This is a genomic window from Caulobacter sp. DWP3-1-3b2 (assembly GCF_049896325.1).
GTDB lineage: Bacteria > Pseudomonadota > Alphaproteobacteria > Caulobacterales > Caulobacteraceae > Caulobacter.
Genome location: NZ_JAFCUB010000032.1, coordinates 1 through 13,028 on the forward strand (window position 1 = coordinate 1; position 13,028 = coordinate 13,028).

The following is a 13,028-nucleotide window of genomic DNA, read 5'->3' on the forward strand; positions in this document are numbered from 1 at the left end:
GCTTGCCCTTGCGCCCGCCCGGCACAAATGGCTCGATCCGAGCCCACTGATCGTCCCGAAGAACTTCGCCTTCCAACACCGCCTCCAAAAAGCAGCGTTGAATCAGAACCGCCTCTCGACGGGAATCCTAAATCGTCACCAGGCCCTAGAGCATTTTTCGAGCGAAGTGGTTCCGGTTCGCGTGAAGAAAAATGCGTCAAAACAGAAGATTAGAGCTCACGGCTTGACGCAGTCAGGTCGGGAAATGCTCTAGCCCCGCCGCAAGAGCACCGTCGGTCCGTCCTTGTAGATCGTCCGCGCCACCTCGACGAACTCCATGCGCCTTGCCAGCTTCAGCGACGGGGCGTTGTCCGGATCGATGATGCAGACCACGGGACCCTCGCCCCACACCGTCTCGCCCCAGGCCAGGCCCGCCGTCACGGCCTCCGACGCCAGGCCCTGCCCATGCGCCCAGAGCGCCAGCACCCAGCCCATCTCGGGAATTCCGTCGATCGACGGCTCCAGCGCCCGGTGAAAGTCGGCGAACCCCACCTCGCCGACATAGCGGCCGGTGGCCGTCTCGCGCACGCCCCAATAGCCGTAGCCCAGCAACGACCACAGGCCGCGGGCCCGCAGCAGGCGCGCCCAGCTCTCCTCCGGCGTCGAGGTGCGGCCGCCGACATGGCGGGTGACCATCGGGTCGCTCCACAGCGCGACGCTGTCCTCGAAGTCGGACCGCTCCGGCGGGGCCAGGGTCAGGCGTGCGGTGGTCAGCACGGGCAGGGACGACATGCGGTCGGGGCCTCCTGTTTGCGACGGTCAGGGCGCAGCCTATACCGGCGTACGGCCCGCCAGCCACATGCAACTCGAGCGCTTGCCCATGACCTCGCCCACCGACGCCATCGCCGCCCGCCGTAAGCTGACCAACAGGCTGATCGCCGGCAAGGACGCGCGTCGCCTGGCGCCGTTCTTCGCGCTGGACATCAAGGTGATCGTCGGCGACGGGTCATTGATCCTGGGTCGCGACGACGTGCTGGCCGCCTTCGCCAGCCAGTTCACCGACCCGGCCTTCGTCGCCTATGTCCGCACCACCGAACGGGTCGTGAGCGACGCCCAGGGCGACCGGGCCGCCGAGCACGGAACCTGGGTCGGCACGACGCGCGGCGTGGCGGATACAAGCGGGACCTATCTGGCGACCTGGCGCAAGATCACCGGCCAGTGGGTGATCGAGAACGAGCTGTTCGTGACCTTGAGCTGACACGGTCCGCCGCATGAAACATGCGCTTGGCCGCAAGATGACGGGAAATTAATGCCGCCGCCGTTGCCGCGCCGGGCAAGGCCCTCTAGGCCTTTGCCCAGCTAGATCCAGGGCAAGGGGACCCACGCCATGCAAAACCGTCGTCAGATGCTGCTGTCCACCGTCGCGGCGGGCTTCGCCGCCAGCGCGCCCAGCCTGGCCCTGGCCGACGCGCCCGCCGCCGCCGCCGCCACCGGCGAGGCGGCCAGGCTGAACGCCCTGTTCGACGCCTTCATGGCCAAGACCCTGCGCCAGTCGCCCGAGACCACCACGGGCCTGGGCATGGACGTCGGCGACCTGGCCTGGACCAAGTCGCTGCTGGCCGACCGCTCGTCCGCCGCCATCGCCGCCGGCGTCGCCCAGACCAGGCAGCAGCTGGCCGACCTGCGCGCCATAGACCGCAAGGCCCTGACCGGCATGGACGGGGTCAATTACGATACCGTCGAGTTCACCCTAGCCGTGCAGGATGAGGGCAACAGCAAGTTCAGCTATGCCGGCGGCGGCTCCGGCGCGCCCTATGTGCTCAGCCAGCTGACCGGCTCCTACCAGTCCTGTCCCGACTTCCTCGACACCCAGCACGCCATCGAGACCAAGGAAGACGCCGACGCCTATCTGTCGCGGTTGGAGGCCTTTGCCCGGCTGATGGACCAGGAGTCAGCCATCGCCGCCCGCGACTTCGCCGACGGCGTGATCCCGCCGGACTTCGTGATCGACAAGGCCCTGATCCAGATGAAGGCCTTCGCCGGCACGCCCGTCGCCGAGGCGCCGCTGGTGCTTTCGGTGGCCCGCCGGACCAAGGCCAAGACCATCCCCGGCGACTGGGCCGGCGAGGCGACCAGGATCTACGAGACCTCGGTGCTGCCCGCCCTCAAGCGCCAGATCGCCCTGCTGGAAAGCGTCCGCCCCAAGGCCACCCATGACGCCGGCGTCTGGCGGCTGAAGAACGGCGACGACTACTACGCCGTGTCGCTGAAGAACTACACGACCTCGAGCATCACGCCGGACGAGATTCACCAGCTGGGTCTGGACCTGGTCAAGTCGCTGTCGGCGCAGATCGACGTGCTGTTCAAGAGCCGGGGGATCACCAAGGGCACGGCGGGCGAGAAGATGCGCGCCCTGGCCACCGATCCCGCCCAGATCTACGCCAATACCGACGCGGCCAAGGAACAGCTGATCGCCGACCTCAACGCCAAGGCCAAGTGGATCGACAAGCAGCTGACGGCCTATTTCGGTGAACTGCCCAAGGCCCCGCTGGAGATCCGCCGCGTGCCCAAGGCCATCGAGGCCGGCGCGCCGGGCGGCTACTACAATTCGCCGTCGCTGGATGGCAAGCGTCCGGGCATCTACTGGATCAATCTGCGTGACACCGCCGAGCAGCCGAAATATCTGCTCACCACCCTGACCGTCCACGAGGGCGTCCCGGGTCACCACCTGCAGCTGTCGATCTCGAACGAGGCCAAGGGCCTGCCGCTGATCCGCAAGACCATCGGCAATTCCGGCTACACCGAGGGCTGGGCGCTCTATACAGAGCAGCTGGCCGTCGAGATGGGCATCTATAAGGACGACGCCTTCGGCCATATCGGCATGCTGCACGACGCCCTGTTCCGGGCCGTGCGCCTGGTGGTCGACAGTGGCATGCACCACAAGAGGTGGAGCCGCGAACAGGCGGTCAAGTACATGGCCGAGACCATGGGTGACGAGGAGAGCGGCACGATCACCGAGATCGAACGCTACGTGGTCTGGCCGGGCCAGGCCTGCAGCTACATGATCGGCAAGATCACCTGGCTGAGGGCCCGCGAACGGGCTCGCAAGGCGCTGGGCAAGCGGTTCGACATCCGCCAGTTCCACGACGCGGGCCTGCTGGCCGGCATGACGCCGCTGGTCGTGCTGGACCGCGTGGTGGACGACTACGTAGTCAAGACCAAGGCCGGCAAATAGGGGTTAGCCCCAGCCTTCCGAAATCCCGGCCCGCCGTGCTGCCGGGGTGACGGAGGCCACCTTCAACGCCGGCTGCGGCTTGTCGGCCGGCTTGCCGAACAGCCAGCCCTGGGCGAAATCGACCCCGGCCTTGCGGACGACCTCCTCGACCTCGACGGTCTCGACCATCTCGGCGACGGTGCGGATATTCAGGTCGCGGCACATCTGGACCAGGTGGCGGACCATGGCTCCGTCGCGGCCGCTGCCGGCCAGTTCGCGCACATAGCGGCCGTCGATCTTGACGATGTCCAGGCTCAGTTCCTGCAGATAGGCGAAGGACGAGGCTCCAGCCCCGAAATCGTCCAGGCACACCAGTGAGCCGAGGCCTCGGAGGGCCTGGATATGCTGGTTGGCGCGGGGCAGATCGTCGATGGCGCTGGATTCGGTGATCTCGAAGATCAGGCGACCCTTGGCCTTGTCATGCTTGGCCAGCAGGCGGCCGATGTGATCGACGAAGCCCTCGTTGACGATCGTCCGACCCGAGACATTGACCGCCAGCTTGATGGCGCCCGTCCGGTCGCCGGCCAGACGCTGGACGGCCATCTCGGCGATCGCGTGGTCCAGCTCCTCGATCAGGTCGAGCTCCTCGGCCATGCGGATCAACTGGAACGGGCTGCCGCCGTCCTCGAAGCGCACCAAGGCCTCGTGGTGATGGGCGATCCCCGTCGCCAGGTTGACCACCGGCTGGTAGGCCAAGGTGAACCGCCGCTGGCTGACCGCCACGCCCAGGGCGCCGGCCTTGGCCAGGGTGCGCTTGACCGAGCGGTTCATGGCTTCCGACAGGCTGATCGGGGGGGAGTCCTTCAGCCCCTCGCGAAGGAAATCGTCCAAGGCGTAGCGCAGGGCCTTCAGCCCGCGGGCCGGGGCGACGCCGGCGTCCAGCGGCACGACATGGGCGGTGGCCGTCAGCGTCGTGGACTTGGTCAGGCGTTGGGCCATGTCATCGGGATGGTCGGACTTGGTCCGCACCAGGGCGAAGCGTTCGGACGACAGCCGCGTGGCCATGCCGCCGGCGTGCGACTCGGCCCGCACCGCGCCGGCCAGCTTGACGTCCAGGGCGTGGGCCTCGCGAGGCGACAGCTGGTCGCGGACGACGTCCAGGCCCGAGAAGTCGACCATCGCGAGTTCAAGCTCGAGCCCGGTGACCCGGGCGGCCTCGAACAGGCCCCGGGCGATATCCTCGAAGCTTTCGCGGCTGCGCAGGCCGATCTCGTCGACCTGGCCCGAAGGGGCGGGGGCGGGGGTGACCGAAACCGAAATCCGGCCGCCATTGTCGGGCAGGGCGCGCATGGTCAGATTGACGTGACGCGGCGGCTCGCCGGCCATGCGCAGTGTGACGGGTCCGCGCCGGAAGCCATCGCTCATCACATTGAGCACGGCTTCGACCAGCGGGCGGTCGGCGGCGGTGAAGAGATCCCGGAACACCCGGCCCATCATCGAACGCTCGTCCAGGCCCATGATCCGCTGGGCCGCCCCGAGCGCCAGGATCACCTGGCCATTCTCGACTTCCATCAGCAGGTCGGCGCTGGCGAAGGCCAGGCCCAGTAGACGGCGCGGATCGATCGACAAAACGGTGCTCCCCCCGGGAAGAGGGCACCATGAGCGCCTGCCTGTTAAGGAGCGGTTGAGGCGCGGACGAAAGCTCGACCGCAGGGCGCGAGAAAATGTCGCAGGGCGGCGATTTGCGTCGCGAACTATGTGACCGCTTCTGACGCATATAGCCGATAGACCGTCCTCATCGCTTCCGCGCCACGAGAAAAGAACATCTTGTGAACACGGAACAAAGCATGTACTCGTTAATCATTCCACAGGCGAAGGGCGCGCCGAGCGCGAACCTCCGATCTGCCGGTCGGAATCATGGAATAAGGGCGGATCTCCAATGAGCAATCAGGCGGCTTTGAAACTCGTGGGCAAAGAAGACGGCGACAAGCAGCGCGCTCTTGAAGCGGCGCTGGCGCAGATCGACCGGGCGTTCGGCAAGGGCTCGGTGATGAAGCTGGGCGAAAAGGGTAAGATGGAGATCGAGTCGGTGTCCACCGGCTCGCTGGGCCTCGACATCGCTCTGGGCATCGGCGGCCTGCCCAAGGGGCGGGTGATCGAGATCTACGGTCCGGAAAGCTCGGGCAAGACCACTCTGGCCCTGCACGTGGTGGCCGAAGTCCAGAAGGCCGGCGGCACCGCCGCCTTCGTCGACGCCGAGCACGCGCTCGATCCGGGCTACGCCTTCAAGCTGGGGGTCAATCTCGACAACCTGCTGGTCTCGCAGCCCGACAACGGCGAGCAGGCCCTGGAGATCACCGACACCCTGGTGCGCTCGGGCGCCGTAGACGTGGTGGTCATCGACTCGGTCGCGGCCCTGACCCCCAAGGCGGAAATTGAAGGCGAGATGGGCGACAGCCTGCCGGGCCTGCAGGCCCGCCTGATGAGCCAGGCGCTGCGCAAGCTGACCGGCTCGATCAACAAGACCAACACCATCGTCATCTTCATCAACCAGATCCGTCACAAGATCGGGGTGATGTACGGCAGCCCGGAAACCACCACGGGCGGCAACGCCCTGAAGTTCTACGCCTCGGTCCGCCTGGACATCCGTCGTACCGGCTCGGTGAAGAACCGTGACGAGATCGTCGGCAACAACGTCCGGGTCAAGGTGGTCAAGAACAAGGTGGCGCCGCCGTTCCGCGAGGTCGAGTTTGACATCATGTATGGCGAAGGCATTTCCAAGCTGGGCGAGATCATCGACCTGGGCGTCAAGGCCGGGGTGATCGACAAGGCCGGCTCCTGGTTCTCCTATAACAGTCAGCGCATCGGTCAGGGCCGCGACAATGTCCGCGAGTTCCTCAAGGTTAACAAGGATCTGGCCAACGAGATCGAGGCCGCCGTCCGCAAGTCGTCGCAGAAGATCGAGGAAGAGCTTCTGGTCGGCGGCCCGGAGGAGGGCGACGAAGCTTAGGTCCAGGCCCAGCGCCTGACCTGACACAGGTTTCGCGGCCGCCGTTTCCATAGCGTGCGACCCCGCCTTATAGCCGCCGTGGAATACCGCCTCGGCAGGCCGCGATCCCCGGACGCCTGGACCCCATGCCAGGCGTCCGATTTCGTTTCTCCGACAATCCTCTCACGCAGGGGGAGGTGGCCCGCAGGGCCGGAGGGGGTTTACCGCGCTATCTGCCAATTCCCTTCAAGGGGAGGAGCCGCCCGCTTCGGGGGACGGAGGGGTCTGCTCAGTTGGCCGGTAGGTCTCGCTTCCTAAGAGGAGGTGGCCCGAAGAGCCCCGGCGGCTCCGCCGCCTCGACCACCCAAGTCCTCTCCCCCCCGTGGGGGAGGCGGTCGCGAAGCGACCGGTGTGGGAGTGTGGGGTCGACTGAGTCGGGTGGTGACCTGCGCCGCTCACACCCCCTCCGTCGGCTTTGCCGACACTTCCCCTACGGGGGAGGATCTCAAGCCCCGGCCTGCACCCCAACGACCAACGTGGTTTCCACTCCGCTTGAAACCGCGCTATGCAGCCCCGACCTCCGGTTCGACCGGATCCAGTACGAACACCCGAGACGCCGATGACCAGCCGACCCAACCTGAACGAGATCCGCAGCACCTTTCTGAACTATTTCGGCGCGGCCGATCATGCGATCACGCCCTCGGCGCCGCTGGTGCCGCAGAACGATCCGACGCTGCTGTTCGTCAATGCCGGCATGGTGCCGTTCAAGAACGCCTTCACCGGCGCCGAGGCCCCGCCCTATCCGCGCGCCACCTCGTCGCAGAAGTGCGTCCGGGCCGGCGGCAAGCACAATGATCTCGACAATGTCGGCTACACCGCCCGCCACCACACCTTCTTCGAGATGCTCGGCAATTTCTCGTTCGGCGACTATTTCAAGGAACAGGCGATCACCCACGCCTGGACCTTGCTGACCCGCGAGTTTGGCCTGCCCAAGGACAAGCTGCTGGTCACCGTCTACCACACCGACGACGAGGCCGCCGATCTCTGGAAGAAGATCGCGGGTCTGGATGACAGCCGCATCATCCGCATCGCCACCAACGACAATTTCTGGTCGATGGGCGATACCGGCCCCTGCGGCCCGTGCTCGGAAATCTTCTTCGACCACGGCGACCACATCCCCGGCGGCCCCCCCGGCAGCCCCGATGAGGACGGTGACCGGTTCATCGAAATCTGGAACCTGGTCTTCATGCAGTTCGAGCAGATGGCCGGCGGCGATCGCCTGTCGCTGCCCAAGCCCTCGATCGACACCGGCATGGGCCTGGAGCGCATCGCCGCCATCCTGCAGGGCGTGCACGACAATTACGACATCGACCTGTTCAGGGCCCTGATCGCCGCCAGCGTCGAGCTGACCGGGGTGAAGGCGCAAGGCGACCAGGCCCCGTCGCACCGGGTGATCGCTGACCATCTGCGCTCGTCCTCGTTCCTGCTGGCCGACGGCGTCACCCCCTCGAACGAAGGCCGCGGCTATGTGCTGCGCCGGATCATGCGCCGGGCCATGCGCCACGCCTATCTGCTGGGCGCGGGCGAGCCCTTGATGCACCGCCTGGCGCCGACCCTGGTGGCGCAGATGGGCCAGGCCTATCCCGAACTGCGCCGCGCTGAGGCCTCTATCGTCGACACCCTGCGCCAGGAAGAGGAGCGTTTCCGCGTCACCCTGGGCCGCGGCATGGGCCTGCTCGACGACGCCACCGCGGGCCTGACGGCCGGCGGCGTGCTGGACGGCGAGACCGCCTTCAAGCTCTACGACACCTACGGCTTCCCGCTCGACCTGACCCAGGACGCCGTGCGCGCCAAGGGCATCACCGTCGACACCGACGGCTTTGACGTGGCCATGGACCGCCAGCGCACGATGGCCCGCGCCAACTGGGCGGGCTCCGGCCAGACCGGGGCCGCCGCCGCCTGGTTCGGCGTCAAGGAACGCGCCGGCCCGACCCAGTTCACCGGCTATGACCACACCGAGACCACGGGCGTTGTGAAGGCGATCCTGATCGACGGCGCGGAAACCGACGCCGCCACGGCGGGCACGACCGTCGAGGTCCTGCTCGACCGCACCGGCTTCTACGCCGAGAGCGGCGGCCAGGCCGGCGACACCGGCGTGATCGAGGCGAACGGCGTCGAGAGCCGGGTGCTCGACACCCAGAAACAGGCCGGCGAGCTGTATGTGCACCGCGTCGAACTGGCCGGCCCGCTAAAGGTCGGCGATCAGGTCGTCGCTTCGGCGGACGCCGGCAAACGCGCCACCACCCGCGCCAACCACTCGGCCGCCCACCTGGTGCATGCCGCCCTGCACCATGTTCTGGGCCCGCACGTGGCTCAAAAGGGCCAAATGGTCGATGGCGACCGCATGCGCTTCGACTTCAGCCACGGCGGCCCGCTGACCGCCGACGAGATCGAGCGCATCGAGGCCGAGGTCAATGAGGTGATCCGCCAGAACGCGCCCGCCGAGACCAAGGAAATGGCGCCCCAGGAGGCCATCGAGGCCGGCGCCATCGCGCTGTTTGGCGAGAAATACGGCGACAGCGTCCGCGTCCTGACCCTGGGCAAGTCGCTGACCGAGGACGGCAAGGCCTATTCGGTCGAGCTGTGCGGCGGCACCCACGTGGCCCGCACCGGCGACATCGCCCTGTTCAAGATCGTCTCCGAGCAGGGGGTCGCGGCCGGCGTCCGGCGCATCGAGGCCCTGACCGGCGAGGCGGCCCGCCGCTTTCTGCTTGACCAGGCTGGCGTCGCCAAGGCCTTGGCCGACCAGTTCAAGGCTCCGGTCGCCGAGGTCGCCGCCCGGGTCGACGCCCTGATCGCCGACCGCAAGCGCCTGGAGCGCGAATTGGCCGACGCCAAGAAGCAGCTCGCCCTGGGCGGTGGTTCGGGCCCGGCTTCGGGTCCAGAGGACGTCGCGGGGACGGCCCTGATCGCTCGTGTCCTGGACGGCGTGGGCGGCAAGGAACTGCGCGGCGTGGCCGAGGAGTTCAAGAAACAGCTGACGTCCGGCGTCGTGGCCCTGGTGGGCACGAGTGATGGCAAGGCCGCCGTGACGGTCGCCGTCACCGCCGACCTGACGAGCCGGTTCAGCGCCGCCGAGCTTGCCAAGGCGGCCGTTCTGGCCATGGGCGGCCAAGGCGCGGGCGGCAAGGCCGACTTCGCCCAAGGCGGCGCGCCCGACGCGACCAAGGCCCAGGCGGGCCTGGACGCCATCAAGGCGGCGCTGGCAGGCTAGAGCATTTTTCGAGCGAAGAGGTTCCGGTTCGCGTGAAGAAAAATGCGTCAAAACAAGAGATTAGAGCTCACGGCCTGACGCAGTCAGGTCGGGAAATGCTCTAGGGCCTTTGGCGACGTTCCCATGAGGTCGCTTCGGCGCTGTCAGGACTGCCCAGGCCGCTGCCGCCGGCCTGCTCTTCGATGGAGGCGGCGACGACTTGGGGATCGGCGGGCTTGGCCATGTCTTCGGACTCGGTGTCCACCCGGTCGGCGATGTTGGGCGCGTCGCGCCTCAGTTCCTCAAGGAGCTGAATGATCTTGGCGCTTTTCTTGTCGGCCAGCAGCGCCAGCTGCAGGGTCAGTTGGGCGCGGCGGTCGGCAAGCTGGTCCTCGCGCCTCTGGGTCACCAGGATCAGGATCGCCACCAGCAGGGCGGCCAGGGTGGCGGCCAATTCCAGCCAGGCGAATGACGGTTGATCGACCCGGCCGCCCCCGCGCCACGCCGCCAAGCCCGCCCAGCCTGCGATCACCACGGTCAGAAAGACGGCGGCGGCGGGCCGGCCGAGCCGCTCTGTGGCGCTGTCGATCAACCGCTGAAGGCTGCTGGCCCGCCGGTAATGGTCGCGATGAAGGCAGGCGACGGCCTCGACCGTATCAACCTCATGGTCGGCGAGGCCATCGGCGGCGCGATGGGATGGTCCACCCGGACCCTCGGTGTCGGCCATCGTCTGTATCTCCCTGGGCAGCCCGGGAGACTGTCAGTCACCGCAACGGCGCCCGTTGCTCATCGTTCCCGCTCACCAGATCTCGCGAGGTGTTCACCAAAACCTAGGTCAAGCGAGCTGCCGCCCAAGCCTTGGCGGTAACGGACGTTTCGCGGATCTAGCGGACCAGAACCCGTTCCAGCAGGATCGCCGCGACCGACAGGGTGACGCAGGAGGCGGCCGTGGTCAGGGCCACGATCCGCGCCCCGCCGCGTTCGAACACACTGTAGGCCTTGGTCTGGATGAACACATTGACCGCCGTCGGGGTGGCGGCCATCAGTGTCGCGCCAAGGCGGAAGATCAGCGGCGCGTCGACCAGGCCGGTGGCGAACCAGGTGGCGATGGGCAAGAGGATCAGCTTGGCCACGGCGGCGACGACGATTGGGCCCCAGCGCGGGATCGGGGCCGGTTCCTCGGTGGGGGGATCGGAAGGAACACCGGCGGCCGGCAGGCCGGTCAGGCCCAGCGCCACGCCCAAGGCGACCAAGGCCGCGGGGCTACCCGAGGCCGCCGCGGCGCCAACCGCGCGATCCAGCACGTCGGGCAGGCGCAGGGCAAGGAGGGCCATGGCGGTGCCGGTGATGGCGGCCAGCACGATCGGATTGCGCAAGGCCTGCATCAGCGAGCGCCAGGTCGAGCGTCCGCCGGCCCAGCCCAGCAGCCCCACGCCGATGGCCGCAACGACCACGAAATCGACCGCCACAACGCCCGCCGACACGCGGGCGGCCTCGGGGCCAAGCACGGCGGCGGCGATCGGCAGGCCCAGGAAGGCGCTGTTGCCCAGGCTCGCCGACAAGGCGCCCCCGGCCCGTTCCTCACGGGTCCAGCGGAGCGCGACGCCCAGAGCGACCATCAAGGCCACCACCAGCAAGGCGCAGGCGCCATAGGCCGACAGCCCCAGGGTCAGGGCGCGATCGGGGATACCGACCCGCGACAGCGAATGGATGAGCAGGGCGGGAAAGCCGATCCAGTAGACATAGCTCGACAGGCCGGTCGACATCCGGGCGTCGAACAGCCGCAGCCGCGCCAGGGTGACCCCGGCCGCGACCAGCAGGAAGAAGGGCAGCACCCGCTGCGGCACGTCGAACAGCAGGGGGATCAAGGCGCTACCAGGAAGCTACGGGACGATGACACGCGGCGGTCTCCGCCCAGGTGGGCCGCAGGTCGATACCATTGGCGGCGGCCGGCGGTCTAGCGCCCGATCAGCGCTCGTCTTGCGGCAGGCGCACATGCACCAGCTTCCACTCGAACAGCTTGCCGCGCTGGAAAGTGAAGACCGTGGTCTTGTCCGCCGCATCGGGCCGTTTGACGGCGATCCGCACGCGGTTGGGATCCCAGTAGGCGATGGCGGCGTGCGGTCCGGTGACGGCCGCCTTGGCCTTGTCCATGGCGGTGACGGGCTTGGCGGCGGCGGTCGGCGCCATGCCCGGCGGATAGCCGCGGGTCAGGGCCGACAGCCCCGCGACGGTCAGATAGCGATCCACCTTCGGCTCGCGCGGCGCGATCGGCTCGATGGCCCGCTTGAAGACCCCCAGCGGGTCGCGCCAGATCGACGGCGGTTCGGCCGGCGCCACGGCGGCGGGCTCGGCGTCGTTCAACTCGCTGGTGAGGCTGCGACGCACCGCGGGAAAATCGACCAGTTCGCTGATCGCCTGCACGTCCTCGTACTGGGCGGCGGCCTTGAGGGCGCGAAAGGCAAACCAGGGTGCGGTGGCGAAGGCGGCGGCGAAGACGAAGATCGCCAGGACCACCAGGTCCCACAGCCGTTTCTGAAAGGTCATCGCCGCCCCCGCGCGAAGAAGTTTAACGCCAGCATAGACACCCTAATCCCCAGCGCGCCGCAAGGCTTCTCGCGCCACGCGAGCATGGGATTTCAGACAGTACGCCCGCAAACACCGACCTGCCTTGCCAGACCGCTCCAATCCATGGAAATCCTCAATGCGCCGCGACCCGCCTTGTCCCTCAATTGAAAGCGATCCTGTGTCCGAAGCTGACTTCCCCATTGTCATCTTCCACAACCGCAGCCTGCAGGACCTCGCGCAACGTCGTGGCCATCGTCGAGGCGGCGGGCTATGCGCCGACGGTCGTCGAGTATCTGAGCGTCGGCTGGACGGGCGACCAATTGCGCGACCTGTCGGCTCGGGCGGGGGCGTGTCTCCGCGACCTGTTGCGCGAGAAGGGCGCCCCGGCCGGCGAGCTGGGCTTGGCGGACGGGACGGCGACCGAAGATCAGATCCTGGAGGCGACGGTCGCTACCCCCATCCTGGTCGATCGACCGATCGACACCTTCAGCAAGGAAGATGGCGAAATCGTCGCGCCATGTTCCTCGCGTCGCTGATCTTCCGAGCGGCGCGGCCATGATCACGCTGCGGCTCATCACTAACGACGAGGGTGCGCAGGCCGCGGCGCTCCATCGCCGGGCCGGGGCCTTGATCCCCGGCTACGACACGTCGCTTCACTCCGAAGCCGAATTCGCCGCCTTCTATCGTGACAGGGTGATGGTCGAGGGTCCTGTCTGGGGCGCGTTCGAGGACGCCATCCTTCGTGGACATCTCGCGTTGCTGCCTGGATGGATTGACCATCTCTATGTGGACACGGATTTCCACGGGCAGGGGATCGGCGGCGCCTTGGTGCGACTTGCCCAGAACCAGCAAGATGAACTGCGGCTCTACACATTCCAGTCAAACCTCAGAGCCCGGACTCTCTACCAGCGGCATGGCTTCCTGGTCGAAGAGCTGACCGACGGCGCACGCAACGAAGAGAAGATGCCTGACGTGACCTACCACTGGCGACGCCGCTAGATTGTTTAAGCCCACCGCGAACGAAA

The 13,028-nt window shown here is 67.4% G+C and carries 11 protein-coding genes and 1 pseudogene; 6 read left to right on the forward strand and 6 right to left on the reverse strand.

From position 1 onward, the window contains the following. Positions 1-79, reverse strand: a pseudogene (locus ACP7AG_RS16770) (IS5/IS1182 family transposase); the annotation flags it as partial. A gap of 170 nt (positions 80-249) precedes the next feature. Then, positions 250-771 carry a GNAT family N-acetyltransferase gene (locus ACP7AG_RS16775; RefSeq protein ID WP_426013977.1) on the reverse strand — a complete coding sequence of 174 codons (522 nt, stop codon included), beginning with the start codon at positions 769-771 and terminating at the stop codon, positions 250-252. A gap of 88 nt (positions 772-859) precedes the next feature. On the opposite strand from ACP7AG_RS16775, the gene ACP7AG_RS16780 reads away from it, so the two are divergent. Together ACP7AG_RS16780 and ACP7AG_RS16785 are read left to right on the forward strand one after the other, a co-directional pair. Beyond that, positions 860-1,237: a YybH family protein gene (locus ACP7AG_RS16780; protein WP_426013975.1), complete on the forward strand. Its 378-nt coding sequence runs from the start codon at positions 860-862 to the stop codon at positions 1,235-1,237. 129 nt (positions 1,238-1,366) lie between these two features. Further along, positions 1,367-3,214 carry a DUF885 domain-containing protein gene (locus ACP7AG_RS16785; RefSeq protein WP_426032220.1) on the forward strand — a complete coding sequence of 616 codons (1,848 nt, stop codon included), beginning with the start codon at positions 1,367-1,369 and terminating at the stop codon, positions 3,212-3,214. Between the two features lie 3 nt (positions 3,215-3,217). On the opposite strand, the gene ACP7AG_RS16790 is transcribed toward ACP7AG_RS16785, so the two are convergent. After that, complete coding sequence (locus ACP7AG_RS16790; RefSeq protein WP_426032222.1) at positions 3,218-4,822, reverse strand: EAL domain-containing protein; 1,605 nt, start codon at positions 4,820-4,822, stop codon at positions 3,218-3,220. Between the two features lie 310 nt (positions 4,823-5,132). Between ACP7AG_RS16790 and recA the strand changes: the two genes are divergently transcribed. Beyond that, positions 5,133-6,203 (forward strand): recombinase RecA, encoded by a 1,071-nt coding sequence (recA, locus tag ACP7AG_RS16795; RefSeq protein WP_426013969.1) that lies wholly within the window; start codon positions 5,133-5,135, stop codon positions 6,201-6,203. 598 nt (positions 6,204-6,801) lie between these two features. Beyond that, on the forward strand, positions 6,802-9,456 hold the full coding sequence (gene alaS, locus ACP7AG_RS16800) for an alanine--tRNA ligase (protein WP_426032224.1): 2,655 nt from the start codon (positions 6,802-6,804) through the stop codon (positions 9,454-9,456). Between the two features lie 100 nt (positions 9,457-9,556). On the opposite strand, the gene ACP7AG_RS16805 is transcribed toward alaS, so the two are convergent. The 3 genes from ACP7AG_RS16805 to ACP7AG_RS16815 all read right to left on the reverse strand — a co-directional run bounded on the left by ACP7AG_RS16805 (position 9,557) and on the right by ACP7AG_RS16815 (position 11,982). Then, the gene (locus tag ACP7AG_RS16805; RefSeq protein ID WP_426032226.1) at positions 9,557-10,162 is read right to left on the reverse strand and encodes a DUF1003 domain-containing protein; all 606 of its coding nucleotides are present in this window, start codon (positions 10,160-10,162) and stop codon (positions 9,557-9,559) included. 157 nt (positions 10,163-10,319) lie between these two features. Beyond that, entirely contained in the window at positions 10,320-11,303 is a 984-nt protein-coding gene (locus ACP7AG_RS16810) for an AEC family transporter (protein ID WP_426013965.1), read from the reverse strand. Positions 11,304-11,403: 100 nt separating this feature from the next. After that, positions 11,404-11,982: a DUF2939 domain-containing protein gene (locus ACP7AG_RS16815; RefSeq protein WP_426013964.1), complete on the reverse strand. Its 579-nt coding sequence runs from the start codon at positions 11,980-11,982 to the stop codon at positions 11,404-11,406. Positions 11,983-12,203: 221 nt separating this feature from the next. Between ACP7AG_RS16815 and ACP7AG_RS16820 the strand changes: the two genes are divergently transcribed. Next, a complete protein-coding gene (locus ACP7AG_RS16820; RefSeq protein ID WP_426032228.1) occupies positions 12,204-12,539 on the forward strand; it encodes an ArsC/Spx/MgsR family protein in 336 nt (111 codons plus the stop codon). Between the two features lie 19 nt (positions 12,540-12,558). Further along, the gene (locus tag ACP7AG_RS16825; RefSeq protein ID WP_426032230.1) at positions 12,559-13,002 is read left to right on the forward strand and encodes a GNAT family N-acetyltransferase; all 444 of its coding nucleotides are present in this window, start codon (positions 12,559-12,561) and stop codon (positions 13,000-13,002) included. The last annotated feature ends 26 nt before the right edge of the window (positions 13,003-13,028 follow it).

Excerpts from the sequence above, each read along its gene's own strand:
- ACP7AG_RS16775 (WP_426013977.1), bottom strand. The coding sequence starts at position 771 with ATGTCGTCCCTGCCCGTGCTGACCACCGCACGCCTGACCCTGGCCCCG.
- ACP7AG_RS16780 (WP_426013975.1), top strand. The coding sequence starts at position 860 with ATGACCTCGCCCACCGACGCCATCGCCGCCCGCCGTAAGCTGACCAAC.
- ACP7AG_RS16785 (WP_426032220.1), top strand. The coding sequence starts at position 1,367 with ATGCAAAACCGTCGTCAGATGCTGCTGTCCACCGTCGCGGCGGGCTTC.
- recA (WP_426013969.1), top strand. The coding sequence starts at position 5,133 with ATGAGCAATCAGGCGGCTTTGAAACTCGTGGGCAAAGAAGACGGCGAC.
- alaS (WP_426032224.1), top strand. The coding sequence starts at position 6,802 with ATGACCAGCCGACCCAACCTGAACGAGATCCGCAGCACCTTTCTGAAC.
- ACP7AG_RS16805 (WP_426032226.1), bottom strand. The coding sequence starts at position 10,162 with ATGGCCGACACCGAGGGTCCGGGTGGACCATCCCATCGCGCCGCCGAT.
- ACP7AG_RS16815 (WP_426013964.1), bottom strand. The coding sequence starts at position 11,982 with ATGACCTTTCAGAAACGGCTGTGGGACCTGGTGGTCCTGGCGATCTTC.
- ACP7AG_RS16825 (WP_426032230.1), top strand. The coding sequence starts at position 12,559 with ATGATCACGCTGCGGCTCATCACTAACGACGAGGGTGCGCAGGCCGCG.